General features: G+C 69.8%; 24 protein-coding genes and 1 tRNA gene. 11 read left to right on the top strand and 14 right to left on the bottom strand.

Annotation, left to right across the window (positions count from 1 at the left end; genetic code table 11):
* Nucleotides 1-49: 49 nt before the first annotated feature.
* From T8T98_RS09850 to cpdR, 4 genes are all read right to left on the bottom strand, one after another.
* Nucleotides 50-1,705 (bottom strand): GNAT family N-acetyltransferase, encoded by a 1,656-nt coding sequence (locus tag T8T98_RS09850; protein WP_160733149.1) that lies wholly within the window; start codon nucleotides 1,703-1,705, stop codon nucleotides 50-52.
* Nucleotides 1,706-1,762: 57 nt separating this feature from the next.
* Nucleotides 1,763-2,983 carry an NADP-dependent isocitrate dehydrogenase gene (locus T8T98_RS09845; RefSeq protein ID WP_160733148.1) on the bottom strand — a complete coding sequence of 407 codons (1,221 nt, stop codon included), beginning with the start codon at nucleotides 2,981-2,983 and terminating at the stop codon, nucleotides 1,763-1,765.
* A 216-nt stretch (nucleotides 2,984-3,199) separates the two neighbouring features.
* Nucleotides 3,200-3,274 (bottom strand) — tRNA-Val (locus T8T98_RS09840).
* A gap of 82 nt (nucleotides 3,275-3,356) precedes the next feature.
* Entirely contained in the window at nucleotides 3,357-3,746 is a 390-nt protein-coding gene (gene cpdR, locus T8T98_RS09835) for a cell cycle two-component system response regulator CpdR (protein WP_160733147.1), read from the bottom strand.
* A 95-nt stretch (nucleotides 3,747-3,841) separates the two neighbouring features.
* Here cpdR and T8T98_RS09830 point away from each other — a divergent pair, with 95 nt between their 5' ends.
* Complete coding sequence (locus tag T8T98_RS09830; RefSeq protein ID WP_251105306.1) at nucleotides 3,842-4,789, top strand: N-formylglutamate amidohydrolase; 948 nt, start codon at nucleotides 3,842-3,844, stop codon at nucleotides 4,787-4,789.
* A 252-nt stretch (nucleotides 4,790-5,041) separates the two neighbouring features.
* Here T8T98_RS09830 and T8T98_RS09825 read toward each other — a convergent pair whose 3' ends face one another.
* Both T8T98_RS09825 and T8T98_RS09820 read right to left on the bottom strand, forming a co-directional pair.
* Nucleotides 5,042-5,827 carry a SapC family protein gene (locus T8T98_RS09825; RefSeq protein ID WP_251105307.1) on the bottom strand — a complete coding sequence of 262 codons (786 nt, stop codon included), beginning with the start codon at nucleotides 5,825-5,827 and terminating at the stop codon, nucleotides 5,042-5,044.
* A gap of 64 nt (nucleotides 5,828-5,891) precedes the next feature.
* Nucleotides 5,892-7,340, bottom strand: a complete 1,449-nt coding sequence (locus tag T8T98_RS09820; RefSeq protein ID WP_251105308.1) for an FAD-binding oxidoreductase — start codon at nucleotides 7,338-7,340, stop codon at nucleotides 5,892-5,894.
* A 195-nt stretch (nucleotides 7,341-7,535) separates the two neighbouring features.
* Here T8T98_RS09820 and T8T98_RS09815 point away from each other — a divergent pair, with 195 nt between their 5' ends.
* The 3 genes from T8T98_RS09815 to T8T98_RS09805 all read left to right on the top strand — a co-directional run bounded on the left by T8T98_RS09815 (nucleotide 7,536) and on the right by T8T98_RS09805 (nucleotide 11,140).
* Nucleotides 7,536-8,099 carry a hypothetical protein gene (locus T8T98_RS09815; protein WP_251105309.1) on the top strand — a complete coding sequence of 188 codons (564 nt, stop codon included), beginning with the start codon at nucleotides 7,536-7,538 and terminating at the stop codon, nucleotides 8,097-8,099.
* Between the two features lie 172 nt (nucleotides 8,100-8,271).
* Nucleotides 8,272-9,726 (top strand): DEAD/DEAH box helicase, encoded by a 1,455-nt coding sequence (locus T8T98_RS09810; RefSeq protein ID WP_251105310.1) that lies wholly within the window; start codon nucleotides 8,272-8,274, stop codon nucleotides 9,724-9,726.
* Between the two features lie 169 nt (nucleotides 9,727-9,895).
* Nucleotides 9,896-11,140, top strand: a complete 1,245-nt coding sequence (locus tag T8T98_RS09805; protein WP_251105311.1) for an aspartyl protease family protein — start codon at nucleotides 9,896-9,898, stop codon at nucleotides 11,138-11,140.
* A gap of 3 nt (nucleotides 11,141-11,143) precedes the next feature.
* On the opposite strand, the gene T8T98_RS09800 is transcribed toward T8T98_RS09805, so the two are convergent.
* Entirely contained in the window at nucleotides 11,144-13,006 is a 1,863-nt protein-coding gene (locus tag T8T98_RS09800; RefSeq protein ID WP_251105312.1) for a DUF885 domain-containing protein, read from the bottom strand.
* An 83-nt stretch (nucleotides 13,007-13,089) separates the two neighbouring features.
* Here T8T98_RS09800 and T8T98_RS09795 point away from each other — a divergent pair, with 83 nt between their 5' ends.
* Nucleotides 13,090-13,317 carry a hypothetical protein gene (locus T8T98_RS09795; RefSeq protein WP_237486829.1) on the top strand — a complete coding sequence of 76 codons (228 nt, stop codon included), beginning with the start codon at nucleotides 13,090-13,092 and terminating at the stop codon, nucleotides 13,315-13,317.
* Between the two features lie 7 nt (nucleotides 13,318-13,324).
* On the opposite strand, the gene T8T98_RS09790 is transcribed toward T8T98_RS09795, so the two are convergent.
* On the bottom strand, nucleotides 13,325-14,002 hold the full coding sequence (locus tag T8T98_RS09790; RefSeq protein ID WP_251105313.1) for an energy transducer TonB: 678 nt from the start codon (nucleotides 14,000-14,002) through the stop codon (nucleotides 13,325-13,327).
* A 186-nt stretch (nucleotides 14,003-14,188) separates the two neighbouring features.
* Nucleotides 14,189-14,845 (bottom strand): alpha/beta hydrolase, encoded by a 657-nt coding sequence (locus T8T98_RS09785; RefSeq protein ID WP_160733139.1) that lies wholly within the window; start codon nucleotides 14,843-14,845, stop codon nucleotides 14,189-14,191.
* Nucleotides 14,846-15,033: 188 nt separating this feature from the next.
* On the opposite strand from T8T98_RS09785, the gene T8T98_RS09780 reads away from it, so the two are divergent.
* The 5 genes from T8T98_RS09780 to T8T98_RS09760 all read left to right on the top strand — a co-directional run bounded on the left by T8T98_RS09780 (nucleotide 15,034) and on the right by T8T98_RS09760 (nucleotide 19,526).
* Complete coding sequence (locus T8T98_RS09780) at nucleotides 15,034-16,002, top strand: cysteine desulfurase family protein (RefSeq protein ID WP_251105314.1); 969 nt, start codon at nucleotides 15,034-15,036, stop codon at nucleotides 16,000-16,002.
* Between the two features lie 91 nt (nucleotides 16,003-16,093).
* A complete protein-coding gene (locus tag T8T98_RS09775) occupies nucleotides 16,094-17,173 on the top strand; it encodes a cysteine desulfurase family protein (protein ID WP_251105315.1) in 1,080 nt (359 codons plus the stop codon).
* On the top strand, nucleotides 17,170-17,505 hold the full coding sequence (locus tag T8T98_RS09770; protein WP_160733137.1) for a 2Fe-2S iron-sulfur cluster-binding protein: 336 nt from the start codon (nucleotides 17,170-17,172) through the stop codon (nucleotides 17,503-17,505). The genes T8T98_RS09775 and T8T98_RS09770 overlap by 4 nt, the downstream gene beginning before the upstream one ends.
* Before the next feature lie 67 nt (nucleotides 17,506-17,572).
* Nucleotides 17,573-18,370: an alpha/beta fold hydrolase gene (locus tag T8T98_RS09765; protein ID WP_160733136.1), complete on the top strand. Its 798-nt coding sequence runs from the start codon at nucleotides 17,573-17,575 to the stop codon at nucleotides 18,368-18,370.
* On the top strand, nucleotides 18,363-19,526 hold the full coding sequence (locus tag T8T98_RS09760) for a PAS domain-containing sensor histidine kinase (RefSeq protein WP_251105316.1): 1,164 nt from the start codon (nucleotides 18,363-18,365) through the stop codon (nucleotides 19,524-19,526). The genes T8T98_RS09765 and T8T98_RS09760 overlap by 8 nt, the downstream gene beginning before the upstream one ends.
* Before the next feature lie 118 nt (nucleotides 19,527-19,644).
* Here T8T98_RS09760 and T8T98_RS09755 read toward each other — a convergent pair whose 3' ends face one another.
* Nucleotides 19,645-20,184: a type 1 glutamine amidotransferase domain-containing protein gene (locus T8T98_RS09755; RefSeq protein WP_160733134.1), complete on the bottom strand. Its 540-nt coding sequence runs from the start codon at nucleotides 20,182-20,184 to the stop codon at nucleotides 19,645-19,647.
* 99 nt (nucleotides 20,185-20,283) lie between these two features.
* Here T8T98_RS09755 and parC point away from each other — a divergent pair, with 99 nt between their 5' ends.
* Nucleotides 20,284-22,581 (top strand): DNA topoisomerase IV subunit A, encoded by a 2,298-nt coding sequence (parC, locus tag T8T98_RS09750; protein WP_251105317.1) that lies wholly within the window; start codon nucleotides 20,284-20,286, stop codon nucleotides 22,579-22,581.
* Nucleotides 22,582-22,776: 195 nt separating this feature from the next.
* On the opposite strand, the gene T8T98_RS09745 is transcribed toward parC, so the two are convergent.
* The 4 genes from T8T98_RS09745 to T8T98_RS09730 form a co-directional block, all read right to left on the bottom strand.
* Nucleotides 22,777-23,310, bottom strand: coding sequence for a hypothetical protein (locus tag T8T98_RS09745; RefSeq protein WP_251105318.1), 534 nt, complete (start codon nucleotides 23,308-23,310; stop codon nucleotides 22,777-22,779).
* Between the two features lie 245 nt (nucleotides 23,311-23,555).
* Entirely contained in the window at nucleotides 23,556-24,746 is a 1,191-nt protein-coding gene (locus T8T98_RS09740; RefSeq protein WP_322295659.1) for a CCA tRNA nucleotidyltransferase, read from the bottom strand.
* Nucleotides 24,739-25,344: a CoA pyrophosphatase gene (locus T8T98_RS09735; RefSeq protein WP_251105320.1), complete on the bottom strand. Its 606-nt coding sequence runs from the start codon at nucleotides 25,342-25,344 to the stop codon at nucleotides 24,739-24,741. The genes T8T98_RS09740 and T8T98_RS09735 overlap by 8 nt, the downstream gene beginning before the upstream one ends.
* Complete coding sequence (locus tag T8T98_RS09730; RefSeq protein ID WP_251105321.1) at nucleotides 25,341-25,889, bottom strand: DUF1285 domain-containing protein; 549 nt, start codon at nucleotides 25,887-25,889, stop codon at nucleotides 25,341-25,343. Before T8T98_RS09730 ends, T8T98_RS09735 begins: the two co-directional genes overlap by 4 nt.
* Nucleotides 25,890-25,891: the final 2 nt, after the last annotated feature.

Raw genomic sequence — 25,891 nt, 5'->3', positions numbered from 1 at the left:
TTGTCACGACGAGGGGCCGGGTGGCCCGCGCGTGGCCGGCCGCGACCCGTCAGCCGCCGCCGACCGTGTGCGGGCCCAGCGGCTCGCGCCGCGGGCGGGGCTTGCCGGGATGCTTCCCGGCCTCGTCCCACTCGATCCGGTAGAGGTCGAACCGCCGGTCGGCGAGGTTGCGCACCGTCCCTTCGGCCCGGGCCCACGACAGGTCGGCCAGGTTGATGTCGCTGATCGTCAGCGTCTCCACGTTCTCGCTCGCTTCCGCCGCGATCCCGTCGCGTGCGAAGGGGAAGTCGCAGGGCGTGAGGATGCAGCTTTGCGCATACTGGATATCCATGTTAGCGACGTTGGGCAGGTTGCCGACATTGCCCGACAGCACGACGAAGCACTGGTTCTCGATCGCCCGCGCCTGCCCGCAATAGCGCACGCGCAGGTAACCCTGGCGGCTGTCGGTGCAGAAGGGGACGAAGATGATCCGCGCGCCTTCGTCGGCCAGGCGGCGGGCCAGTTCGGGAAACTCGCTGTCGTAACAGATCAGCACCCCGATCGGCCCGCAGTCGGTCGGGATCACGTCGATCGAATCGCCGCCGCGGATGTTCCACCAATACCGCTCGTTCGGGGTCGGGTGGACTTTCTCCTGCTCGTGCACCGATCCGTCGCGCAGGCAGACGTAGGCGACGTTGTGAATGTCGTCGTCCTCCATCCGCGTAGGGTGCGAACCGCCGACGATGTTGATGTTGTAGCGCATGGCCATGTCCGACAGGTCGGCCTTGATGCGCGGGGTATATTCGGAAAGCCGCTCGATCGCCTCGACCGGCGAGAGCTCGCGCTCCTCGAAGCTCAGCAGCTGGAGCGTGAAGAGCTCGGGAAAGACGATGAAGTCCGATTCGTAATCGCTTGCGACATCGACGAAATACTCGATCGCGCGCAGGAACTCGGCATAGTCGGACACGGCCCGCGCCTGCAGCTGGCAGGTCGCCACCCGCACCGCCTCCACCCCGCGCGGCAGGCGCTTCTTCACCGGCTGGTCGCGCTCGACGTAGGGGTTGCGCCAGACCATCATGACCGCGTTCGCCTCGGACTTCTTGTCCTCCGGCAGGTATCCGCGCATGATCCGTTCCGGTTCGAACCCGTTGGCGAGCTGGAAGCGCAGGACCGGGTCGTGCAGGCGCCCGGCCACGACCTGGTCGAGGTAATCCTCCGGCCCGTCCACCTTGCGCTTGTTGCGGCGATAGTGGGGCATTCGCCCGGCGAAGACGATCCCGGTCAGGTCGCGCTCTTCGGCGAGGGCGCGCCGTTCCTCGTAAAGGCGCCGCCCGATGCGCACGCCGCGCACCTTGGGATCGACGCACATCTCGTAGCCGTAGAGCCAGTCGCCGGTCGGATCGTGCCGGCTGCCGAAGCCGTTGCCGGTGATCTCGTCCCAGGTATGGTCCTGGAAGGCGAGCGCTTCGGCGATCTGCATCGTCGCGCAATAGCCGACGACTTCCTCGTCCAGCAGGGCGACGAAGCAGCCTTCGGGAAAATTGTTGATCTGCCCCCGGATTTCGCCGTGGGTATAGGCGGGCATGTCTTCGTAGACGCGGCGGACGAGCGCGGCGATCCCGCGAATGTCCTTCGCCCGCGCGTTGCGGATTTCCAGCCGGCGCCTGCCGAACCGTTCGGGCGCCTTGCGGCGTGCCGCTGGCTTCTTCCTAGGTGCCTTGGCCACTGGCGGGCATTCCCCCTTCCTTCATTGCCGGGACAATGCCGGAAGGGGGAAATCGTTTCACTTCCAGTTCGCCATCTCGGTTTCGAGGTTGTTCACGATCGCCTCGAAGAACTGCTCGGTCGTCAGCCAGTTCTGGCCCGGGCCGATCAGCAGGGCCAGGTCCTTCGTCATCTGGCCGCGCTCGACCGTGTTGATGCAGACTTTCTCCAGCGTTTCGGCGAACCGCACGACATCGGGCGTGCCATCGAACTTGCCGCGATACATCAGGCCGCGCGTCCAGGCGAAGATGCTGGCGATCGGGTTGGTGCTGGTCGCCTTGCCTTCCTGGTGCTGGCGATAGTGGCGGGTGACGGTGCCGTGCGCGGCCTCGGCCTCCACGGTCTTGCCGTCGGGCGTCATCAGAACGCTGGTCATCAGGCCGAGCGAGCCGAAGCCCTGGGCCACCGTGTCGGACTGCACGTCGCCGTCGTAGTTCTTGCAGGCCCAGACGAACTTGCCGTTCCACTTCAGCGCGGCGGCGACCATGTCGTCGATCAGGCGGTGTTCGTAGGTGATGCCGGCGGCTTCGAACTTGTCCTTGAATTCGTTGTCGAACACTTCCTGGAACAGGTCCTTGAAGCGGCCGTCGTACTTCTTGAGGATCGTGTTCTTGGTCGACAGGTAGACCGGCCAGCCGCGGTCGAGGCCGTAGTTCATGCTGGCGCGGGCGAAATCGCGGATCGAATCGTCGAGGTTGTACATCGCCATCGCGACGCCGCTGGACTGGAATTCGAACACGTCGAGATCGATCTTCTCGCCGTCATTCCCCTCGAACACCAGGCGCAGCTTGCCCGCGCCGGGGATCAGCGTGTCCTTCGCGCGGTACTGGTCGCCGAAGGCATGGCGGCCGACCACGATCGGATCGGTCCAGCCGGGGACGAGCCGCGGCACGTTGTCGATCACGATCGGTTCGCGGAAGACCACGCCGCCCAGGATGTTGCGGATCGTGCCATTGGGGCTGACCCACATCTTCTTGAGGTCGAATTCCTCGACCCGCGCCTCGTCCGGGGTGATCGTGGCGCACTTCACGCCGACGCCGTGCTGCTTGATCGCGTTGGCCGCATCGACGGTGATCTGGTCGTCGGTCTCGTCGCGCTTCTGGATCGACAGGTCGTAGTATTTCAGGTCGACGTCGAGATAGGGAAGGATCAGCCGCTCGCGGATCCACTTCCAGATGATGCGCGTCATTTCGTCGCCGTCGAGTTCGACGATGGGGTTCTTGACCTGAATTTTCTGCATGTCTGCCCTGTCTGTTGTCCTGGGAAGGTGTCGAATGGATTTGCGCGGGCTTTAGCAGAGGAGGGGGCGCGCGCAAGGGAAGGGCGGGCAGCCCGTCCCTTGCGCCCCCACGCGGCGCGCGCAGTGCCTTCCGGCCGGATACGAAAAAGGCGCCGTTTTCACGGCGCCTCTTGCGTTCGGTAACGACCGGTACGTTCGGTCGCGGCCGGGGTGCGATGGTGGGCGTAGGAAGAGTTGAACTTCCGACCCCTGCGATGTCAACACAGTGCTCTACCACTGAGCTATACGCCCGAACCATCGGCGTGCCGCGTCGTGCGGCAGGCGCGCCATCTAGCGATTGCTCCGCCCCCGCGCAAGCCCTGAATCGGGCCCTTCAGACAGTGGCGTGAAGCCGGTCTTCGAAGACCCGTTCGACCTCCAGCACGAGATCGCGCAAGTGGAACGGTTTCGACAGGACTTTCGCCTGCGGCTGCTCGCGACTCGCCTTCAGCGTCACCGCCGCGAAACCGGTGATGAACATCACCTTGGTCCGCGGGCTGACCTCGTTGCAGCGCTGGGCCAGTTCGATCCCGTCCATTTCCGGCATCACGATGTCGGACAGGAGGAGGTCGAAATGTTCCGATTCGAGCAGGGGGAGCGCGTCGGTGCCGCGGTCCACCGCGACGACGTCGAAACCGGCGTTCTGCAGTGCGCGGGAAAGGTAGTCGCGCATCGCCTCCTCGTCTTCGGCGAGCAGGATCCTGAGGCGGTTGGTGATCGTCATGCCCGGGCTGTTATCGCACCCCGCTTAAGAAATCTTTCGCCATGTCGAGACTGCCCTGCTTTGACACAGGCCCGGCGATTACCCACAAGGGCGCGATGGACGGCCAGGAACCGGCGGACAATGGGCAGGGCGTCGCCTTCGGCGGCGCGATCCCCGGCGCCGACGGGCCCGCGTTCGAGCTTCACCTGCCGCGCGGCGCGCCGATCCCCGTGCTCGTCGCCGCGCCCCATGCCGGGCGCGTCTATCCGCCGGCCCTGCGCGAGCGGATGCGCGATGCCGATTACAGCGCCCTGCGGCTGGAGGATCGCCACGTCGACCGCCTCGCGCGCGAGATCGCGGCCGCCACCGGGGCCGGGCTGCTGGTCGCCCACGCCCCGCGCGCCATGCTCGACCTCAACCGTGCCTGCGACGACGTGGACTGGTCGATGGTGCGCGGCGGGTCGCCGCGGCCGGTCCGGCACTCGCTGCTCAACCGCCGTTCGCGCAGCGGGCTGGGGCTGGTACCGCGCCGGCTGAGCGGGTTGGGCGAGATCTGGAAGGCGCCGCTCGAGCGCGGGGAGCTGGAGGCCCGGATCGAGCGGATCCACCGGCCCTATCACGCCGCGCTGGGCGACGCGCTCGGCCGGTTGCGCGATCGCTGGGGGGCGGCGCTCCTGCTCGACCTCCATTCGATGCCCCCGCTGCGGCCGCGGGTTCCGGGCGAGCGGACGGCGGAATTCGTCGTCGGCGACCGGTTCGGCGCCTCGTGCGATCCGGCACTGGCGGCGCAGGCGCTGGGCTGGCTGGCCGGGCACGAGCGGCGCGCGGCGCACAACCGGCCCTATGCCGGCGGCTATATCCTCGACCGTCACGGCGCGCCGGCGCGCGGGATCCACGCGATCCAGCTGGAGATCTGCCGCACGACCTACCTCGATGCCGCGCTGCGCGAACCCTCGGCCCGCGCGGGGGCGATCGTGCGCCTCGTCACCGGCCTCGTGCGCGAGCTGGGCCAGGCCGTGGCAGGGCTGGGGCGCGCGGGCGCGCAGCCGCTCGCCGCTGAATGACAGGCCTGAATGACGGGGGCGAATGACGGTGCGCAATAGCGCAGCGGCCGCGTGCTGCGGCCAGCCGGGCAAGAAAAAACCACCTCGTGCGAAAATGCACGAGGTGGCCAAGGTTCAGGGAGGAGGTGCATCGAAATGCACCGATCGGGACAGGCCATGAGGGGGAGCGCCGTCCCGACGGGAACAATCTAGGCGCTGGCCGGGGCGGTTTCAACCCCGGCCGGCGCCGCCTGAAACCGGCTCGTCGCCGGTTCAGCCTGCCGCCGCGGGGGCGGGGATTTCCGGGCCCTTGCCCTGCTGCTGCTGGCGCGCGAAGATCGAGCGCATCAGGTCGAGCGAGAACATGTGGGCATTGATCAGGGCCAGCAGGCCGTTCTGGTTCCAGGTCCGCAGGACGTCGCCGCGCACTTCGCGCAGCTTTTCCTGGTTCACCATCTGGAAGCCGCGATAGACGTAGGGATTGTCCGGGTTGGCCTGGAGCGAGATCGAGATCTCGCCGTCCATCAGCAGCTCGTGCTTCTTCAGTTCATCGACGAAGGCCTTGGTCCGCTGGCCGGCTTCCTCGAAGTGCTGGCAGAATTCCAGCACGCGCTGGGTCGCCTCGGTCGGCTTGCCCTCGTCGTCGAACAGCGCCTCGCCCTCGTCGAATTCGCCGACCGCCTCGGTCGTCGGGTCGAAGCACAGCGAAAGCTCGTCCGAATCCTGCTTCAGCCGCGCGAGCATGAACGGGTAGCGGCGGATATAGGCCGGCAGGTAAACCGGATCGTTCACCTTGCCCTGTTCGTCGACGAAAGTGTTCACGCCTTCGTTCAGGCCCATCAGCGCCAGCGGCAGCGGGTTGTCGCCGGAGGAGAAGACGATCGGGAAATCGCGCTGGGCCTGGACGAACTCGTCCACCGTCAGCGGGATCGCGTGCTGGTTGGTGAGCCACTTGGCCGAATCGATGGTGCGCGTGTGCCACTTGGCGTGATCGCGGCTGTTGAGCGGCATCAGGTCGTTGTAAAACAAGGGCAGGTTGGGCTGCGGCGCGCTGGCCATGAAAATCTCTCCGGATCGCTAGGAATGTCTGCTCGGCAGGGAGCGGGCCCCGCGCCCTGCGCGCTTAGTTGCTGGGCGCTGCGGGCGCAAGCGTAACGAGCTTGCCCGGATTGAGCAGGCCGTGCGGGTCGAGCGCCTGCTTCACGCTGCGCATCATGGCCAGCGCGACCGGGTCGCCGAGGCGCGCCAGTTCGTCGCGCTTCATCTGGCCGATCCCGTGTTCGGCGCTGATCGAGCCGCCCCAGTCGGTCACCAGGTCGTGGACGAAGGCGCTGATCGCCTTGCCTTCGCCGTCTTCCCACGCGCCGCGCGCGGTGCCCGGCGGGGCGAGCACGTGGAAATGGACGTTCCCGTCGCCCAGGTGGCCGAAGGCGACCGCGCGGGTGCCGGGGAAGCGCCCTTCCACCGCCGGCACGGCCTGTTCGACGAAAGCGGCCATGTGGGCCACCGGGACGGAGATGTCGTGCTGCATCGCCGGGCCCAGCGCCCGCTCCGCCGGGGAGATCGAATCGCGCAGGAGCCAGAACTGTTCGGCCTGCCCCTCGTTCGCGGCGATCGTCGCGTCTTCGACCAGGCCGGCCTCGAACGCGGCGGTCAGCAGGCTCTCGGCCAGTCCGGCCAGCCCCTCGGCCTCGCCGGGGGCGGCGACCAGTTCGATCAGCGCGTGCCAGGCGTGCTCGCCGGCCAGCGGGCTGCGCGCGTCGGGCAGGTGGTCGAGCACGGCAGCCAGGCTGTGCGCCGGGATCACCTCGAACCCTTCGAGCTCGCCGCCCGCGCGCTCCTCGCAATGAAGCAGGAGACGGCGCGCATCGGCGATCGAGCCGAGCCCGGCCCAGAGCACCGCGCGCCCGCCGGTCTCGGGCAGGAGCCGCAGCGTCGCCGCCGTCACGATGCCCAGCGTCCCTTCCGACCCGATCAGCAACTGCTTGAGGTCGAACCCGCGGTTGTCCTTCTTCAGCGGGGTCAGGGCATCGAACACGCTGCCGTCGGCCAGCACCGCCTCCAGCCCGAGGACCTGCGCGCGCATCGTGCCGTGGCGCAGGACCTGCGTGCCCCCGGCATTGGTAGCGATCAGCCCGCCCACGGTGGCAGAACCCTTGCCGCCCAGGGTGAGGGGGAAGCGCATCCGCGCGGCCGCGGCCGCCTCGTGCAGCGATTGCAGGACCACGCCCGCCTCGCACACGGCCTGCTGCGCGTCGCGCTCGATCGCGCGGATCGCGTCCATCCGGCGCAGCGAGAGCAGCAGGGCCGTGCCGCTGTCGTCGGGCGTCGCCCCGCCGGACATGCCGCTGTTGCCGCCCTGGGGCACGATCGGCACGCGATGCTGCGCGCAGAGGCGCACGAGCGCGGCGACTTGCGCGGTCGAGGCGGGCGAGGCGAGCGCCAGGGCCTTGCCGCGATAGCGGCCGCGCCAGTCGGTCAGCCAGGCGTCCATCAGTTCCGGGTCGCGGGTCAGCCCGCGTTCGCCGAGCAGGTCGGCCGCCGCGGCGAGGAAGGAATCGGGATCGTGCATGGCCCCGCCTATGGCACAGGCGCGTCGCACTGCGCCACACGTCGCGGCGCTTCGCCCCTGTTCCACCGCGCGCAGGCGGCAGGATTAAGGCTGCATTCAAGCGTTTGCGCTAGGACGCCGGGGCGAATAAGGGCATTGCCCAGGCCCTCTCGCCCCGACGCCCCGCCACGATGACGGAGACCGCGACCCGCGCCGATGACCAGTCCTGCCGTCCTGTTTGCACCGCTGATGCTGCTGTTCGCGCCGCCCCTGCCGACCGGCGGGCAGGACGCGCATCTGCTGCCGCGGGCGGAGCAGCGCGATGCGCCGGGCGCGGACCGGGCTGCCCCCGGATGGCTCGCGATCGAGGCGGCACGCAGCGTCCCGGCACAGGCCCAGGTGCGGATCGAACAGCGCGTGATCATCCGCATCGGCCCGCGCAGCGACAGCGGGCGGCAGAACATGAGTTCCTTCGTCGCCCCGCGCGCCGCGCCGAGCCGGCGGGTGGTGGAGCGCGAGGCGGGCGAGTGCCTGCCGGTCGCCGCGATCGGCGCGGTCCAGCCTTCGCGCGACAACCGCCTGATGCTCTACATGCGCGACCGGCGCGTCTATGCCGCGCGGCTGGAGCGGTCGTGCTTCGCGCGCGATTTCTATTCGGGCTTCTACGTGGAGCGCAATTCCGACGGGATGCTGTGCGTCGATCGCGACAAGCTGCAATCGCGCAACGGGGTGAAGTGCGAAGTGCAGAAGCTGCACCGCCTCGTCGCCGAGCGCGACTGACCCCCCGCATCGCCACCACATCGCCCCCACACATCCCCGGGCATTGCCGGGCCGGTGCCGGCAAAGGGCTTTCCTTGACTTTTGCGCGCGTCCCGCGCAAAGGGCGCGGCGATTGTGCAGGTGCGAAGCGCCTGCCAGGCTCTTTGCCCATGACCCGGACAGCACCTAACGCATGACCTTCGCCGATCTCGGCCTATCACCTGAATTGCTCAAGGCAGTCGAAGCCGCCGGCTATACCGAGCCGACGGCGATCCAGGCCCAGGCCATTCCGCCCGTGCTGATGATGAAGGACATCATCGGCATTGCCCAGACCGGCACGGGCAAGACGGCCAGCTTCGTGCTGCCGATGATCGACGTTCTCGCCAGCGGCCGCCGCCGGGCGCTGATGCCGCGCAGCCTGATCCTGGAGCCGACCCGCGAACTGGCCGCGCAGGTGGCGGAAAACTTCGAGAAGTACGGCACCAACCACGATCTCAAGATGGCGCTGCTGATCGGCGGCGTGCAGATGGGCGACCAGGTCAAGGCGCTGAACGAAGGCGTCGACGTGCTGATCGCCACCCCGGGCCGGCTGATGGACCTGTTCGAACGGGGCAAGATCCTGCTCAACGGGTGCGAGCTGCTGGTGATCGACGAGGCGGACCGGATGCTCGACATGGGGTTCATCCCCGATATCGAGTTCATCTGTTCCAAGCTGCCCGACACGCGCCAGACGATGCTGTTCTCGGCCACGATGCCGCCGCCGATCGAGAAGCTGGCCAAGAAGTTCCTCGACAATCCGAAGCGGATTGAGGTCAGCCGCGCGGCCAGCACGAACAAGGACATCACCGCCTTCAAGGTGCCGGTGAAGAGCCGCCAGAAGCGCGAGACGCTGCGCTGGCTGCTGCGCAACGACCTGGTCGAGACGGCGATCATCTTCGCCAACCGCAAGACCACGGTGCGCGAACTGAACAAGAGCCTGCAGAGCCATGGCTTCGCGAGCAGCGAGATCCACGGCGACATGGACCAGACCAGCCGCCTGCGCGAGCTCGACCGGTTCAAGGCGGGCGAGGTCAACATCCTCGTCGCCAGCGACGTCGCTGCGCGCGGGCTCGACATCAAGGGCGTCAGCCACGTGTTCAACTTCGACACGCCGTGGCACCCGGACGATTACGTCCACCGCATCGGCCGCACCGGCCGCGCGGGGGCCAAGGGCCGCGCCTTCACCTTCGTCGCGGAAGAAGATGCCGAGGCGATCGAAAATGTCGAGAAGCTGACCGGCTCCGAGATTCCCGTGTTCGGCAAGAAGGACGTTCGCGTCGAGCTGAAGCCGGCACCGGAAGGCCAGAACTCGGAAGGCCAGAGCTCGGAAGGCAACAGGGCCGAAAGCAGGGATTCCGAAAGCCGCGAATCCGGCTCCAGGGGCGCCCGGAACGACGACGAGAAGCCGCGCCGCGCGCGCCGTTCGCGCGCCGAAGAGCGCGCGGAAGGCGGCGACAGCCCCCGCAAGCCGCGCCGCGAGAAGTCGGCTCCGCGCGGGGAGCGCCCGGAAAAGCGCCGCGGCCGCCGCGAGGACGATACCCCGGTGCCGCCGGGCGAGTGGAACGGGCCGCAGCCCGAGTTCCTGAGCGTGAGCGCCACGATCCGCTGACATTCGCAGCGCCGGCGCGCCCTCGCGTTGCGCCGGCACCCGCGCCTTTCCGGTCGCACAACGGCCCACAGGAAAAATCGAAAGCTCGCGCGCTCAGTGCGTTAGCGGCCGCCCCGGCACCGGCGCTTGCATTTGCCCGCCGGCCGTCCATTCTCTCGCGCCGGGATAAATGGCGGGAGGCGAGACGATGCGCGCCGACAATGCGATCACGGTCATCCTGGCAGCGCTGGCCCTGCCCGGCGGGGCGGCTCTGGCCGCGCAGGACAAGCCGCTGACCGCCGTGCTGGCCGAACCGGTCGCGATCGAGCGTGCCGAGCCCGTCGCCGTGGTCCCCTTCACCCGCTCGCGCCACATGCTGGTGATCGAGGCGCGGGCCAACGGCGTCGCGCGCGAATTCGTGTTCGATACCGGTTCCCCCAGCATGATCTCGCGCGAGCTGGCCGATGAACTGGGCCTGCGAACGATCGGGAGCAATACCGGGCGCGATGCCAACGGGGCCGAGGTGACGATGGACTTCGTCGTCCTCGACCGGCTCGAAATCGGCGGGGTGACTTTCCGCGACGTGCCGGTGCTGGTGTTCGATTATGCCGCGATCGAGCTTGGCCCCTGCCTGTTCGACGGCGGCGTGATCGGGTCCGAGATCCTGCCCGGCAGCGGCTGGCGGATCGACGCGGGCGCGGGGGAACTGTCGATCTTCGCGCCCGGCGCCGTGCCCGCGGCGGAAGAGGGGGCCGTTGTCGCGCCGCTGCACCGCTTCGGCTATCCGCACGCGCCGGTGATCGATTACCGCGTGGGCGAGATGGCCGACCGGCTCCTGTTCGACACCGGCTCCCCCGACAGCGTCGTGCTCTACGACCGGGCGGCCGCCTCCCGGGCGGTGCGCGCGGCGATCCGGCCCGGCAGCCTGGCGCGGGGCGAGGGCTCGCACGGGGTTTCGGCCGGCGGGCGGGGCGCGCCGGGGCCGCTCGAACGCTTCACCCTCGACAGCTTCGTCATCGGCGGCCGGCAGCTCGCGCCGGTCCGGGCGGCCACGCGGGTCGTGCCGCCGAGCCTGGTCGGGACCGGGCTGCTCGCGAGCCATGTCGTGACGCTCGACTACCCGGGCGGGCAAGCGGTCTTTGCGCCCCGCGCCGACCCGGCGCCGCAGGCGGCCGAGGCGGGCTACGCGCTCGCGATTGCCGATGGCGCGGTGCGCGTCGTGCGCCTCTTCGCGCAATCGCCCGCCGCCCGCGCCGGCTTGCGGCTGGGTGACCGGATCGTGGCGATCGACGGCGTGCGCGTGCCGGCGATCGGCCCGGCCAGCCGCTGCGAGGCGATGGAGTGGCTGGCCGGCGCGGCGCGGCCGGGCGAGGCCGAACGGCTCACCGTCGTGCGCGGGGGCAGGGACGTTGTCCTCGCGATCCCTGCCGGCTAGCGATCAGCCGGCGCGCTCGATGTAGCGGCCGACGTTCTTGGCCATCACGTCCAGCGGGGCATTGCCGCCCAGGACGACGGCATCGTTGAACGCCCTGAAGCTGTAGGCGTCGCCCAGCGCGGCCTGCGCGCGGGCGCGCTGGCGGGCGATTTCGCTGTGGCCGATCTTGTAGGCACAGGCCTGGCCGGGCCACGAGCAGTAGCGATCGACCTCGCTCGCCACTTCGTCGGGCTTGGACCCGTTGCGCTCGACGAAGAAGCGCCGCCCTTCCTCGCGCGTCCAGCGCTTGTGGTGCAACCCGGTATCGACCACCAGGCGGCAGGCGCGGAAGGCCAGGCTCTGCAGGTAGCCGAGACGTCCGACCTTGAAATCGTCGTAGGCGCCCAGTTCGTCGGCGATCTGTTCGGCATAGAGCGCCCAGCCTTCGGAAAAGGCGCTGAACGACAGGATCGAGCGGATCAGCGGGAGGCGGTTCGAATATTCGCCTTCCCATACGTGGCCGGGGATCGTCTCGTGATAGGTCAGGTCGGCGAGGTCGTACTTGCGGTGCAGGTCGGTCGTGCGCAGGTTGATCCACATGCGGCCGGGGATCGACCCGTCCTTGCTGCCCGCGCCGCCATAGGCGCCCGGCGCGCCGGGTTCTTCGGCGAGCGGCAGGCGGCGAACCTCGAGATTGGGATCGACCAGCGTGTTGAACGCGCGCGGCATCTGCGCCTTGATCCAGTCGATCCGTTCGTGGATGAAATCCATGATTTCCTTCCGCCCCGGATCGCCTTCCGCGAACTTGTAGCGCGGGTCTTCCGACAGGGCGCGCATCCGCTCGCCCACGGTGCCCCGGGTATAGCCGATCTCCTTCAGGATCGGGTCCATCTGCCCGTGCAGCGCGGCCAGTTCGTCGAGGCCGATCTGGTGGATCTCGTCCGGCGAAAGCGTGGTCGTGGTCGCCGCGCGCAGGCCCCAGGCGTACCATTCGTCGCCCTGCGGCCGGGCCCACATGCCCGCCTCCGGCGTTGCCACCGCCCGCTGGGCGCGCAGCTCGGCCAGCTGGCGGCGCAGGGCGGCGGTCACCGGCCCGCTGACGAGGGCATGGGCCTGCCCGCGCCAGTCGCCCGCGATCCCTGCCTCGCGCGTGCGGCTGGCGAGCGATTCGACCAGCGTGCCGCCCCCGGCGGTCTCCGCAATGGTCTGTTCCATCTGCGAGATCGCCTGGTCGAGCAGGAAATCGGGCGGGACGAGGCCCATCGCGCGGGCATCGCGGATGCGTGCCAGCTCGCCGTCGAGCACCGCGGGCAGTGCCTCCAGCCGCGCGAGGTAGGCCTGTGCATCGGCGGCGTCGCGCACCGGGTGGGTCGTGTCCATGAAGCGCGGCATGTCGATGTAGGTGCCGACGTTCTGGATCACGACGTAGGGCGAATTGCGCCAGCTGCCGACCGCGACGTCGCCATAGGGCAGGGCGAACCCGTCGAGCGCGGTGGAATAGGCGCTTTCGACCACTTCGAAGCTGGTCCGCGTGTCGGCGTCGAGCGTCGCGGTGTCGAAGGCGCGCACCCGCGCAAGGTCGGCCCGCAGCGTCTCGGCATAGGCGCGCTGGCCGGCCGGCGACTGGTCTTCCAGCTGCGCGCGCAGCGCGGCGTGAACGCCGGTGTCCACGCCCAGCCCGGTCGCCCGCTCCGGCTCGTGCGCGAGGAGGTTGTAGGCCACGTCTTCCAGCAGGGCGGCACCCGTCTGGCCGCCGGTGGCGGGGCCGGCGCTTGCGGCGGTGGCGGAAAGCGCGCGCTGGCAGCCGCCCAGCGCGACCAGCGAGACGCCGGCGCCCACGCCCGCGAGGGCCTGGCGACGGGTGAGCGAAGTGGTGATCCGGGTCATGCCCGAATGTCTGGCCCGGCGGCCCGCGGGTGTCAAACGAACTGGTGCCGCGCGGCCCGCAGCGCTAGGGCCGCAGGCAGGAAATGGAGGGAGAACCCGCGATGGGCACCGTGCTTTCGATCGTCATGCTGGCCGGGATCGCGCTCCTGGTCGGGGCATTCATCCTCTGGCGCAAGGGCGGCTCCCCCCGTCAGGCCCTGCTGATGGTGGTCCTCGCGCTGGTCTGTTTCGCCAATGTCGCGATCTGGACCGTGCCGACATCGGACGGCGAGGCCCCGCTCGACCGGATCGAGCAGGGCGCCGCCGACTAGCCCGCCGTCAGTCCGGGATCTGCCAGGCCACCGCGCTGCTGTAGCTGCCCGGCGCGCGGTCGCCCCGGGGGTTGCGCGCGGGATCGAACCGGGCGCGGCGCGTCACCAGGTCGCAGGTCGCCCGGTCCAGCTCGGCATGGCCGCTGGAACCGGTGATCGTGCAGGAACGGACCCGCCCGTCGGCACCGACCTGCAGCCGGAATCGCGCCACCCCGGTCAGCTCGCGGTTGATCCACGAACTGCGATAGTCCGCCTGGGTGATCCAGCGCGCCGGGTCGTTGCGCGGGCTCGCGGCGACCGCGTCCTGCCCTGCGCCGGCGCCCGGGGCGGGCGCGGTGGACGGCAGCGGCAGCGGCGCGAGGTCGGTATCGAGCGTGACCGGCGGCAGCTCCACGTCGATCACGGCAATCTCGGTCCGCGTGCGGGGCAGGTCGATCGGCGGGGTCGGCGCGGGCAAGGGGCTGGCGGCCGAAGGCGGGTTCCCGGCCCGGGGTTCCGGCTCGGGCTCGGGCGGCGGGGCGACCGGTACGGTCACCGTGGTCCCGGTCAGGCGCGGCGGCTGCTCGATCACGCCGCTCGCCTGGAGGCCGACGAGCAGGGCATAGCCGAGAGCGCCGTGAACGGCGACGACGCCGGCGATCGACTTTGCGCGGTCCGCGCGCGACTGGTTATCGGTATAGGCCATGGGACATTCCTCTCTCCGGTCTGCCCGCGGCAAGCCGGGGCAGGTTCCTCCCGTGACAGGAATGATACAACGTGACCTGGCCGGTACCCAGCGATTTCGCGTTGCGTGCTGCAACCCGTCGCGCCGCGCGTGGTGCGGCGCCGGCCCCCCGTTACCGCCCGGTCGCGGCGGCAGCGGGGGTGGCGGTCACTTGATCGGGCAGTCGGGATCGAGCCGAAAATCGAGGTAGTTGTCGACCGAGGCCATCAGCTCGTCGATCTCGTTCTCGAAGAAGTGGTTGGCCCGGGGAATTTCCTCGTGGTGGATGGTGATGTGCTTCTGCGTGCGCAGCTTTTCCACCAGCTTGGTCACCGCGGCCGGCTGGACCACGGTGTCGGCCGCGCCCTGCACGAAGATGCCGCTGGCCGGGCACGGGGCGAGGAAGCTGAAATCGTACATGTTGGCCGGCGGCGCGATCGAGATGAAGCCGCGGATCTCGGGCCGGCGCATCAGCAGCTGCATCCCGATCAGCGCGCCGAAGCTGACCCCGGCGACCCAGGTTACCTGCGCTTCCTGGTGGATCGACTGGACCCAGTCGAGCGCGGCGGCGGCATCGGACAGTTCGCCCACGCCGTTGTCGAAGCTGCCCTGGCTGCGCCCGACGCCGCGGAAGTTGAACCGCAGCGTGGCGAAGCCGCGATCGACGAAAGTCTTGTAGAGGCGCTGCGTGATCCGCTCGTTCATCGTGCCGCCGCCCTGGGGGTGCGGGTGGAGGATCATCGCGACCGGCGCGCGCGGGCGCGGGGGCGGGGAGAAACGACCTTCGAGGCGGCCTTCGGGGCCGGGAAAGATGACTGAGGGCATCGGGGTGGCACCTGCTAGAGCTGACAACCGCGCGGCTGGCGCGCGCGAGGTGCCGGGCTATATAGTGCGCCGGAGCAAAATCGCAATCGCCGCCACGCCGGCCCGACCACGACGAGAGAGCCATTCCCGACCGCATCTACCTCGACCATGCCGCCACGACCCCGCTGCGCCCCGAAGCGCGCGCGGCGATGGAGGACGCCTTCGCCCTCTGGGCCAATCCTTCCAGCCCCCATGCCGAAGGGCGCAAGGCCAAGGCCGCGCTGGAGGACGCGCGCGAACGGGTGAAGCGCGCGCTGGACTGGGAGGGCGAAGTGATCTTCACGTCGGGCGCGAGCGAGGCGCTGGCGATCGCGCTCGGGCGGGCCAGGGCGGATCGCCGGGCCGCGAGCGCGGCAGAACACGACGCGGTGTTCCGTGCCGCCCGCGACGCCGCGATCCTGCCGGCAGACGGGGGGCGGATCGATCCCGCCGCGCTGGCGGCGGCGCTGGCGGGGCAGGGCCCCTGCGTGGTCGCGATCCAGCAGTTGAACCCGGAAACCGGCACGCTGATGCTGCCGGGCGACGGGCTTGCCGCGCAAGTCCGCGCGGGGGGCGGCCTCCTGCTCGCCGATTGCGCCCAGTCGGCGGGCAAGATCGCGTTGCCCGATTGCGACATGGCGGTCGTCTCCGCGCACAAGCTGGGCGGTCCGGTCGGGGTCGGGGCGCTGCTGTTGCGCGATTTCGCGCTGCTGGAACCGGTCGGCGGGCACGAGCGCGGCTATCGCGCGGGGACGGAAAACCTGCCCGCGATCGCCGGGTTCGCCGCCGCGCTGGAACGCGCCGGCGACTGGCGGACCGATGCGGCCGAGCGGCTTGCCTTCGCCGAAACCCTTGCCCCCGCGCGGATCGCGCCCGGTGCGGACCACGCGCCGCATATCCTCGCACTCGCCCATCCGGCGATGAGCGCGCAGGCGCTGCTGATCCGGCTCGACGCGATGGGCTTTGCCGTTTCGGCCGGCAGCGCCTGTTCTTCCGGCACGCTGAAGAAAAGCCGCGTGCTCGATGCCTTCGGCGTGGCGGACGATGTCGCGGCGCGCACGATCCGGGTCAGCCTGGGCTGGAACACGACCGCCGACGAGCTGGAACGCTTCGCCGCGGCATGGACATCGCTGACGTGAAGGATATGGGCACAACCGAAGCCAGGGGCGCAGCCGGAAGGCCGGGGCGCGGCTGAAAGGCCGGGGCGCGACGGAAAGGAATCGCAGCACGATGATCTATCTCGATTACCAGGCCACGACCCCGCTCGCGCCCGAGGCGCGCGAGGCCATGTTGCGCTGGCTCGACGGGCCCGAAGGCACGGCTTTCGCCAATCCGCACAGTCCGCACCGGATGGGGCGGCAGGCGGCGGCCGCGGTCGAGGTCGCGCGCGAACGGGTCGCGGCGCTGCTGCCGCCGGGCGGGCGGGTGATCTTCACCGGCAATGCCTGCGAGGCGGTCAACCTCGCGATGCGCGGATCGGCCCCGCAGCGCAAGGCGGGCATTGCGTTCACGGCGATCGAGCACGCGGCCGTGCGCGACACCGCGCTGGCGCTGGGCCAGGCGAGCGCGATTCCCGTTGGGCCGGACGGGGTGGCCGATCCCGATGCCCCGCTGCCCGCCGATGTCGGGCTGGTCGCGGTCATGGCGGTCAACAACGAGATCGGGACGATCCAGCCGGTCGACCAGTGGCGCGAACGCGCGCAGCGGGCCGGCGCGCTGTTCCTGTGCGACGCGGTCCAGGCCTGCGGCAAGATGGACGTGCCGGCGGCCGACATGATCGCGATCAGCGCGCACAAGATGCACGGCCCCAAGGGGATCGGCGCGCTGTGGGTGCGCGACGGGCTGGACCTCGACCCGCAAGTCACCGGCGGGCTGCAGGAGGGGCTGCGTTCGGGCACGCTCAGCCCCGCGCTCTGCGCCGGGTTCGGCGCCGCGGCGCAAGTGGCGCTGGAACGGCGGGCGGAAGATGCCGCCCATGTCGAGGCGCTGTGGAATCGCGCGTGCGAGCTGTTTTCGGGCTGGACGCTGAACGGCAGCGCCGATGCCCGCTGGCACGGCAACCTCAATATCCGGCGCGAGGGGCTGGATGTGGCCCGGCTGATGAGCGAGTGCCGCGAGGTCATGTTCTCCGCCGGCTCGGCCTGCGCCAGCGGGTCGGGCAAGACCAGCCATGTCCTGAGGGCGATCGGCCTGTCCGATGCCGAGGCGAAGACCGCGATCCGCGTCGGCTTCGGCCGCTATACCACGATCGACCAGCTCGAACGCGCGGCGGCGCTGATCGACGCCGCGGCCGAAGGGCAGCGCGCATGAGCGTGCGCGTCCGCTTCGTCTCGCCCCGCGGCGCGGTGACCGAGGCCGAGGGGGAAGAGGGCACGCCGCTGCTCGAACTTGCGCAGGCGGCGGGGATGCCGCTGGAGGGGACCTGCGAAGGGCAGATGGCCTGTTCCACCTGCCACGTGATCGTCGCCGCCGAATGGTTCGCCCGGCTGCCCGAGGCGAGCGAGGAGGAAGAGGACATGCTCGATCTCGCCGCCGGGGTCCAGCGCACGAGCCGCCTGTCCTGCCAGGTCCTGCTGACCCGCGCGCTCGACGGGCTGGAAGTGCGCATTCCCGCCGAAGCGCACGACATGAGCGTGATCTGAGCGGACGCGCGGCGGGGCGCACGCGACGGCTACCGTTATCGGCCGCGACCTGCTAGTCACCGCCGCCATGAGGGCTCAGGACATTCTCGCGCGCAACAACGTGCAGGTGCGCGGCGCTGGGGAGAGGACGATGGTCTTCGCCCACGGTTTCGGCTGCGACCAGACGATGTGGAAAGACGTCGCCAGCGCGTTCGAGGACGATTTCCGCGTCGTCCTGTTCGACTATGTCGGGGCCGGTCAGTCGGACCTCTCGGCCTACGATTCCGCGCGCTACGGCTCGCTCGACGGCTATGCCGCCGACGTGGTGGAAATCGGCCGCGCGCTGGACCTGTCGGGCGCGATCTTCGTCGGCCATTCGGTCAGCGCGATGATCGGCGCCCTCGCGCAGATAGAGGAGCCGGGCATGTTCACCGACCTGGTGATGGTCGGCCCCTCGCCGCGCTACATCGACGACGAGGGCTATACCGGCGGCTTCTCGCACGCGCAGATAGAGGAGCTGCTGGAATTCCTGGCCGAGAACCACCTCGGCTGGGCGGCCACGATGGGCCCCACGATCATGGGCAATGCCGACCGGCCCGAACTGGGCGAGCGGCTGACCAACAGCTTCTGCAGCACCGATCCGGACATCGCGCGCGAATTCGCCGGGGTGACGTTCTTCTCCGACAACCGCGACGACCTGGCCCGCGTCACCGCGCGGACCCTGGTGCTGCAATGCCGTGAAGACGTGATCGCGCCGCCTTGCGTGGGCGAATATGTTCACCGCAACCTGCCGAACAGCAGCTTCGTCATGCTCGACGCCAGCGGCCACTGCCCGAACCTGAGCGCGCCGGACGAGGTGATCAGGGCCATGCGCGCCTTTGTCTGAAGCCGGCCGTCCCCCCGACGATACCCCGGCCGAGGACCTGAAGGACCTCTACGACAACGCGCCGTGCGGTTACCTGTCGCTGTCGCCCGACGGGCGCGTGGTCAAGCTCAACCGCACGCTGTGCGACTGGATCGGCCGCGAGGAGGACGAGATCCTCGGCCGCACGGTCCACGAGATCCTGAGCTTCGGGGGCAAGATCGCGTTCGAGACCCATCTCGCCCCGCTCCTGCGTCTGCAGGGTTTCGTGCACGAGATCGCGCTCGACCTGGTCGATGCGCGGGGCAACAAGATCCCGGTGATCGCCAACGCGGCCGAGCGGCGGGGGGAGGGGGAGCGCCATCTCTTCACCCGCCTCACCGTGTTCAAGGCGGTCGATCGGCGCACGTTCGAACGCAGCCTGATCGAGGCGCGGATCAAGGCCGAGACCCAGGCCCGGGCGGAGCACGAGGCGATCGAGCTGCGCGACCAGTTCATCGCCGTCCTCGGCCACGACTTGCGCAACCCGCTGGCCGCGCTGGAGGCCGGGACCCGGCTGGTCAAGCGGTGCGAGGGGCTGGGGGAGCGCGAGCACCTGATCCTGCGCGAGATGGAAGGCAGCATCGCGCGCGCCAACCGCCTGATCGACGACGTGATGGATTTCGCCCGCGGGCGGCTGGGCGGCGGCCTGGCGGTGCAGAAGACCGCCGATGCGCCGTTGCAGCAGGCGCTGGAACAAGTGGCGGCGGAAAGCCGGGCGATCGCCCCGCGCCGCGCGTTCGACGTCTCGCTCGCGCTCGAGCGCGCGGTGGACTGCGACGCGGACCGCATCGGGCAGCTCGCCTCCAACCTGATGGGCAACGCGATTTCCCACGGCGCGCCCGACCAGCCGGTGCGGCTGGAGGCGCGGACCACGAACGATGAATTCATCCTGTCGGTCGCCAACGGCGGCGACCCGATCCCCGCGGCCGCGCGCGCGCGCCTGTTCGAACCGTTCTACCGCGCCGATTTCCGCGAAGGGCAGAAAGGCCTGGGCCTCGGGCTGTTCATCGCCAGCGAGATCGCGCGGCTGCACGGCGGCACGCTCGACGTCGCCTCGGACGAGCGTGAAACGCGCTTCACCCTGACCATGCCCCGCCGCGACCCCGACGCGGGGGACGCCGCGGCCGACCCGGCCTGAGGGCCACGCCAGACCCGGGCTGAAGGCCGCGCCCGATGCGAAAGGGCCCGCCGCGCGGTGCGACGGGCCCCGTGGGCGCGCTCCGGCAAAGCGGGCGCGCCATGTGCCGCGCGGGCAATCAGGCGGCCGCGCGATCGACGCCCTGGAGCCGCGAGATGATCGCTTCGGAGAAGGCCGGGATGTCGTCGGGGTTGCGGCTGGTGATGAAGTTGCCGTCTTCGGCCACTTCCTGGTCCACCACGTTGGCGCCGGCGTTCTTCAGGTCGGTGCGGATCGAGGGCCAGCTCGTCACCGTCTTGCCTTCGACCAGGCCCGCCTCGGCCAGAAGCCAGGGCGCGTGGCAGATCGCGGCGACGGTCTTGTCCGCCTCGGCGAAGCGGCGCACGAGGGCGACCGCGTCTTCGTCCATCCGCAGGACGTCGGGATTGATCTGGCCGCCGGGCAGGACGATCGCGTCGTAATCGCCGACCTCGACCTCGCCTACGGTGATGTCCACCTTCACGCTCTCGCCCCAGTCCTTCTGGTCCCAGCCGCGGATCTCGCCGTCTTCGAGGCTGGCGATCGTCGTGTCGATGCCCGCCTCTTCCAGGTTGTCGCGCGGGCCGGTCAGCTCGGACTGTTCGAAGCCGTCGGTGGCAAGGATGAGTGCACGTGCCATGGGGTTTCTCCTGTTGATTGCAGTTGCCCCGGCAACGCGTGGGGAAAGCGCGCCGTTCCGCTCTTCTAGCCGGCCCGTGGCGCTGCTAGGACCAGTGGCATGGCCACTCTGGAAGACGAAAAAGATCCCTTCGACGCGATCGTCGATGCACCGTTCGATTCCGCGCTGGAGGAACGGTACCTGGTCTATGCCCTGTCCACCATCACCGCGCGTTCGCTGCCCGACTTGCGCGACGGGCTGAAGCCGGTCCATCGCCGGCTGCTGTGGGCCATGCGCCAGCTGAAGCTCGACCCGGCGAGCGCGTTCAAGAAATCGGCCCGCGTCGTGGGCGACGTGATCGGCAAGTACCACCCGCACGGCGATGCCAGCGTCTATGACGCGATGGTCCGCCTCGCGCAGGATTTCGCCCTGCGCTATCCGCTGGTGGAAGGGCAGGGGAACTTCGGCAATATCGACGGCGATAACGCCGCCGCCTACCGCTATACCGAAGCGCGCCTGACGAAGACTGCGCTGCGCCTGATGGAAGGGCTGGACGAGGGGACGGTCGATTTCATCCCGACCTACAACGGCGAGGAAAGCGAGCCGGAGGTCTTTCCCGGCCTGTTTCCCAACCTGCTGGCCAACGGCGCCAGCGGGATCGCGGTGGGCATGGCGACCAACATTCCCAGCCACAACGTAGCCGAGGTGATCGATGCCACGCTGGAGCTGATCGACAACCCGCATGTCGAACATGCCCGGCTGATGGAGCTTTTCAGGGGCCCGGACTTCGCCACCGGCGGGCTGGTGGTCGATAGCCCGGCGACGATCTCGCACGCTTACGAGACGGGGCGCGGATCGTTCCGCATCCGCGCCCGGTTCCACGCGGAGGAGGCGGAGAAGGCCGAAGACCGCGAGGCGGGGATCGAGCGGCTGGGCGGCGGGCAATGGCAGCTCGTCGTCAGCGAGATCCCCTACCAGGTGCCCAAGGGCAAGCTGATCGAACAGGTCGCCCAGCTGATCGCCGACAGGAAGCTGCCGATCCTGGAGGACATCCGCGACGAGAGCGACGAGAACATCCGCCTCGTCTTCGTCCCGCGCAGCCGCAACGTCGATCCCGAGCTGCTGAAGGAATCGCTCTACAAGCTGAGCGACCTGGAAACGCGCTTCGGCCTCAACCTCAACGTGCTCGACGTCACCGAGGGCATGGGCCGCACGCCCATGGTCATGGGGCTGAAGGAACTGCTGACCCACTGGGTGCAGAGCCAGATCGACGTGCTCCAGCGCCGCAGCCGCCACCGGCTGGACCAGATCGCCCGCCGGCTGGAGCTGGTCGAAGGCTATATTGCCGCCTTCCTCAACCTCGACCGGGTGATCGAGATCATCCGCACCGAGGACGAGCCGAAGCCGGTGATGATGGCCGAGTTCGACCTGACCGAGCGGCAGGCCGAAGCGATCCTCAACATGCGCCTGCGGTCCCTGCGCAAGCTGGAAGAAATGCAGCTGCGGCAGGAAAAGGCCGACCTGCTGAAGGAACAGGACGAGCTGGAAAAACTGCTCGGGAGCCCGGCGCGCCAGCGTACCCGGCTCAAGCGCGATCTCGTGGCCCTGCGCAAGGAATATGCCGAGGATACCCCGCTGGGCCGGCGGCGGACCACCATCCGCGAGGCCGCCCCCGCGGTCGAGTTCAGCATGGACGCGATGATCGAGAAGGAACCCGTGACGGTGATCCTGTCGCAGAAAGGCTGGATCCGCGCGGCCAAGGGGCACGCCGATCTCGACAGCGAATGGAAGTTCAAGGAAGGCGACGGCCCGGCCTTCGCGCTCCACGCGCAGACGACCGACAAGCTGCTGGTCGCCGCGGACAACGGGCGAATCTTCACCCTGGGGGCGGACAAGCTGCCCGGCGCGCGCGGTTTCGGCGAGCCGATCCGCAACATGATCGACATGGACCCGGAGGCGCAAGTCGTCGGCCTGGTCGTCCACCGGCCCAAGGGGCAGCTGCTTCTGGCCGCGACGACGGGCAAGGGCTTTGCCGCCGCGACCGAGGAAATCCTGGCCGAAACGCGCAAGGGGCGCCAGGTCGTCAACCTCAAGGGCGGGGCGAAGCTGCGCGTCGTGCGCGAAATCGCCGAGGCGCACGATCACGTCGCGGTGGTGGGCGACAACCGCAAGCTGGTGGTCTTCAACCTCGAGGAACTGCCGATGCTCGCGCGCGGCCAGGGGGTGACCCTGCAGCGCTACCGCGACGGGGGGCTGAGCGATGCGACCACGTTCACCCTGGCCGACGGGCTGAGCTGGACGATGGGCGGCGAGACCGGGCGCACGCGGACCGAGAACGAGATCTGGCAGTGGAAGGTCGCCCGCGGCGCCGCCGGCCGCCTGCCGCCCCAGGGCTTCCCCAAGGACAACCGCTTCTGACAGGGCGGGACGCCGGCGCCATCGCCGCGCTGGCCCGCCAGGGAACCGCCGACGAGGAATCGGCCGGCAAGGAAATCGACCTACAGGAAACTGGCCCCCACGGAAAAAGGGCCGGTCGCGGCAATCGCGCGACCGGCCCTTTCACGTTTCTGCCCGGGCGGGGCCGGCGCGCCGGCCCCCGCATCGGGGACTGGCTCAGGCGCCGTCCTGGCCGCCCTGCGCGGCAGCGGTCTGCGCCGCGAGCGCTTCCTGGATCTGCGCCTGGGTGAACAGGACCATGAGCTGACCGCTCTGGTTCACTGCGAAGTGTTCGCGCAGCAGGTTCAGGTCGCTTTCGGAACCGGTCACGATCACCGCGTCGCCTTCGACGCTCTTGACCACGCCGAGCGGCTGGTTGTCGGCCGTGATGACGGCGGCGGTTTCGACCAGTGCCGCGTCGCGCGCCTCGTTGGCGGCGGCAAGCCGCTGGTCCAGCATCGCGTCGAGATCGCCCTTGGTGACGGTGATCGTCGGGCCCTGCTCGCCTTCGCCGAAGGCATCGGCGGGCAGCGGGGCGCGGTGCTTGCCGGTGTCGACCGTCACGACGCCGTCGGCGACGCTCTCGATCGTGCCGACCGGGTTGCCTTCGGGGCCATAGACGGTCGCGCCCACGGCCACGCCCTGGGCGTGCGCTGCAGTGGCGAGGCCGGCGGCGGCGACGGCGGCGATGGCCATTTTCGAGAACTTCATAAAATCACTCCGTAACAATTCAAATCAAGGGACTTACACGCGCGCACTGGGCCCGCAGGAAATCGACCGTTCTGGAATACGGGGGCGCCGGCGGAGGTAATGCACCTCCCGCGCCGTGCCCCGCCATGAATAGCAGGAACCCCGAAACGCCCGAAAATGGGCGAACGGCTCCATCGCAAGCGTCGCAGGCGATGGCAACCGCCTCTTTATAGGGACGGCGACATTAAACCACGATGAAGCAAGATTCAGAAAGTCTGGAGCATTTTTTCAAGAATACGCTCGACTCTTTCGCGCGGCGGGAAGCCTTCGGCCACCCATTCGCGCTCGACCGCGCGCAGCAGCCGCGCGACTTCGGGCCCGGCGGCGACCCCGCGGGCGACGATCTCCCCGCCCTTGAGCGGCAGGCGCGGCACCTCCCACCCGATCAACGGGGACGGGTCTTCGCCCGCCAGCAGCAGGCGGTCGATCGCGCATTCGCGCCCCTCGCGATAGGCAAGCGCGCGCGGATCCTCGCGGTCGGCGGCGCTGCGCGCGGCCGCGCAGGCGATCCGCTCGCGCTGGGCCTTCGACAGGCGCAGGCGCGAGGCGACCGTCTCGGCCACCGGCGGCAGGGCGGGCAGCAGCGCGGCGAGGCGGCGCACGGGATCGCGCGCGACGGCCGATGCCCGCTCCGCCGCGACCAGGCGGCGCAGCGCGGCGATCGTGGCGCGCCCGCCTTCGGGCAGGACGACCGGCAGCACGCCCAGTCCATGCATCCGCTCGAGCGTGTCGGCGGGATCGGGCAGGGACAGCAGGTTGAGCAGCTCCGCCGCGACACGCTCGCGCGACAGGCCCTTGAGCATCGGCGCCAGCTCGGCGCAGGCCTGCTCCGCCTCCTCGTCCAGCCGCGTGCCGAAGCGGGCCTGGAAGCGGAAATAGCGCAGGATGCGCAAGTGGTCCTCGCGAATGCGCTGGCGTGCCTCGCCGATGAAGCGCACGCGGCGCGCGGCGAGATCGTCCAGCCCGCCGAACCAGTCGAACACCGTGCCGCTGTCGGGCGCGGCGTAGAGCGCGTTGATCGTGAAATCGCGGCGCGCGGCATCCTCGCGCCAATCGGTCGCGAAGGCGACGGTGGCGCGTCGCCCGTCGGTGGAAACGTCGCGCCGCAGGGTCGTGACCTCGACATTGCCGTCGGGCAGGACGGCGGTGACGGTGCCGTGCTCGATCCCGGTGGGGATCGCGCGAATGCCGGCCGCGCGCAGCCGGTCGATCACCGCGTCGGGCGTCAGCGGGGTGGCCGCGTCGACATCGTTCACCGGCTGGCCCAGCAGGGTGTCGCGGACCGCGCCGCCGACCCAGCGCACCTGGTCCGCGCCCAGCGCGGCGACCAGCGCGGCGAGGCCTTCGCGCCGGGTCCAGTCGGCCGGGGGCAGGGTGGAAGGCAGCGGATCAGGCATCGAACAGCGCCCTGTACTCGATCCGGCGCGACAGGTTGGCGATGATCGCCGCCGTCACGCCCCAGATGCGGAAGCCCTGGTGGTGGTATTCGAGATAGCGCCGCGTCGCGCCGCGCCAGAAGACCTCGTGCTCGCTCCAGTTCTCGCGCGCGAGCAGGACGTCGAGCGGGGCCTCGAACCAGGCGTCGACTTCGCCCGGATTGGGTTCCAGCGGAAGGTCGGGCGGGACGACGCCCAGAACCGGCGTGATGTCGAACCCGGTGCCGGTCTGGTAACGGTCGGTCGCGCCGATCACACGGACATGCGCGGGCTGCATCGCCAGTTCCTCCTCCGCCTCGCGCAGGGCGGCTTCGATCGCGTTCTCGCCCGGGTCGATCTTGCCGCCGGGAAAGGCGACCTGGCCCGGGTGGTCGCGCATCCCGGCGGGCCGCTGGGTCAGGATCACGCCGGGTGCGGGGCGGTCGGTCACCGCGATCAGCACCGCGGCATCGGCCACCCGCTCGGCATCGGCGAAGCGTTCGTCGGACAGGAGATCGGGAATATCGGCCCGGTGCCCTTCCTCGAACAGGGCCTGCAACCGCTCGAACAGCGCGCTCATCCGGGCATCAGCGAGAACGTCTCGCCCCCGCTGGTCACGCGCGTGCCGTCGCCTTCGGCCAGCGCGATTTCGGCCAGTTGCAGCCAGGTGCTGCGGTTCAGCCGCGCCTCGCACCCGCGCCGCACGCCGAGGTAGATCGCCGGGCTGTCGGCCGGGCCGGCGGCGCGCAGGCGGTGCCCGGGGCCGGCGATCACCAGGTCGTCGGTATTGAGGCGGAAGGCCAGCCCGCCGTCGCGGCGCACGACGTCGGTGGCGATGAAGGCCGCGTCCTCGACCGCGATCGCCAGCTTCTCGAACGGGGTCACGAGCCAGTGCCGGCCCGCGGCATCGCGCGTGAGCAGCCCGGCGAAGGCGCGCACCATCGCCTGGCGCGCGATCGGGCTGCCCTCGTGGAACCAGGTGCCGTCGGCGGCAATGCGCATCGCGCTGTCGCCGGTCTTTTCCGGGCTCCACTGCTCGACCGGCGGCAACTTGCGCTGCGCGACCTGTTCGGCGACCTGGTCGAGCGTCAGGCCCGCGAGTTCGGGAGGCGGATCGTAAGGCATCG

The organism is Pelagerythrobacter marinus (assembly GCF_034375205.1).
GTDB lineage: Bacteria > Pseudomonadota > Alphaproteobacteria > Sphingomonadales > Sphingomonadaceae > Pelagerythrobacter > Pelagerythrobacter marinus.
Note: the sequence above shows the minus strand (reverse complement) of the source record. Positions and strands in the feature narration are given on the sequence as shown.

Coding starts and splice junctions, on each gene's coding strand:
- T8T98_RS09845 (WP_160733148.1), bottom strand. CDS start 2,983: ATGCAGAAAATTCAGGTCAAGAACCCCATCGTCGAACTCGACGGCGAC.
- cpdR (WP_160733147.1), bottom strand. CDS start 3,746: ATGACGATCACCAACCGCCTCAGGATCCTGCTCGCCGAAGACGAGGAG.
- T8T98_RS09830 (WP_251105306.1), top strand. CDS start 3,842: ATGGACGGCCAGGAACCGGCGGACAATGGGCAGGGCGTCGCCTTCGGC.
- T8T98_RS09825 (WP_251105307.1), bottom strand. CDS start 5,827: ATGGCCAGCGCGCCGCAGCCCAACCTGCCCTTGTTTTACAACGACCTG.
- T8T98_RS09820 (WP_251105308.1), bottom strand. CDS start 7,340: ATGCACGATCCCGATTCCTTCCTCGCCGCGGCGGCCGACCTGCTCGGC.
- T8T98_RS09815 (WP_251105309.1), top strand. CDS start 7,536: ATGACCAGTCCTGCCGTCCTGTTTGCACCGCTGATGCTGCTGTTCGCG.
- T8T98_RS09810 (WP_251105310.1), top strand. CDS start 8,272: ATGACCTTCGCCGATCTCGGCCTATCACCTGAATTGCTCAAGGCAGTC.
- T8T98_RS09805 (WP_251105311.1), top strand. CDS start 9,896: ATGGCGGGAGGCGAGACGATGCGCGCCGACAATGCGATCACGGTCATC.
- T8T98_RS09800 (WP_251105312.1), bottom strand. CDS start 13,006: ATGACCCGGATCACCACTTCGCTCACCCGTCGCCAGGCCCTCGCGGGC.
- T8T98_RS09795 (WP_237486829.1), top strand. CDS start 13,090: ATGGAGGGAGAACCCGCGATGGGCACCGTGCTTTCGATCGTCATGCTG.
- T8T98_RS09790 (WP_251105313.1), bottom strand. CDS start 14,002: ATGGCCTATACCGATAACCAGTCGCGCGCGGACCGCGCAAAGTCGATC.
- T8T98_RS09785 (WP_160733139.1), bottom strand. CDS start 14,845: ATGCCCTCAGTCATCTTTCCCGGCCCCGAAGGCCGCCTCGAAGGTCGT.
- T8T98_RS09780 (WP_251105314.1), top strand. CDS start 15,034: ATGGAGGACGCCTTCGCCCTCTGGGCCAATCCTTCCAGCCCCCATGCC.
- T8T98_RS09775 (WP_251105315.1), top strand. CDS start 16,094: ATGATCTATCTCGATTACCAGGCCACGACCCCGCTCGCGCCCGAGGCG.
- T8T98_RS09770 (WP_160733137.1), top strand. CDS start 17,170: ATGAGCGTGCGCGTCCGCTTCGTCTCGCCCCGCGGCGCGGTGACCGAG.
- T8T98_RS09765 (WP_160733136.1), top strand. CDS start 17,573: ATGAGGGCTCAGGACATTCTCGCGCGCAACAACGTGCAGGTGCGCGGC.
- T8T98_RS09755 (WP_160733134.1), bottom strand. CDS start 20,184: ATGGCACGTGCACTCATCCTTGCCACCGACGGCTTCGAACAGTCCGAG.
- parC (WP_251105317.1), top strand. CDS start 20,284: ATGGCCACTCTGGAAGACGAAAAAGATCCCTTCGACGCGATCGTCGAT.
- T8T98_RS09745 (WP_251105318.1), bottom strand. CDS start 23,310: ATGAAGTTCTCGAAAATGGCCATCGCCGCCGTCGCCGCCGCCGGCCTC.
- T8T98_RS09740 (WP_322295659.1), bottom strand. CDS start 24,746: ATGCCTGATCCGCTGCCTTCCACCCTGCCCCCGGCCGACTGGACCCGG.
- T8T98_RS09735 (WP_251105320.1), bottom strand. CDS start 25,344: ATGAGCGCGCTGTTCGAGCGGTTGCAGGCCCTGTTCGAGGAAGGGCAC.
- T8T98_RS09730 (WP_251105321.1), bottom strand. CDS start 25,889: ATGCCTTACGATCCGCCTCCCGAACTCGCGGGCCTGACGCTCGACCAG.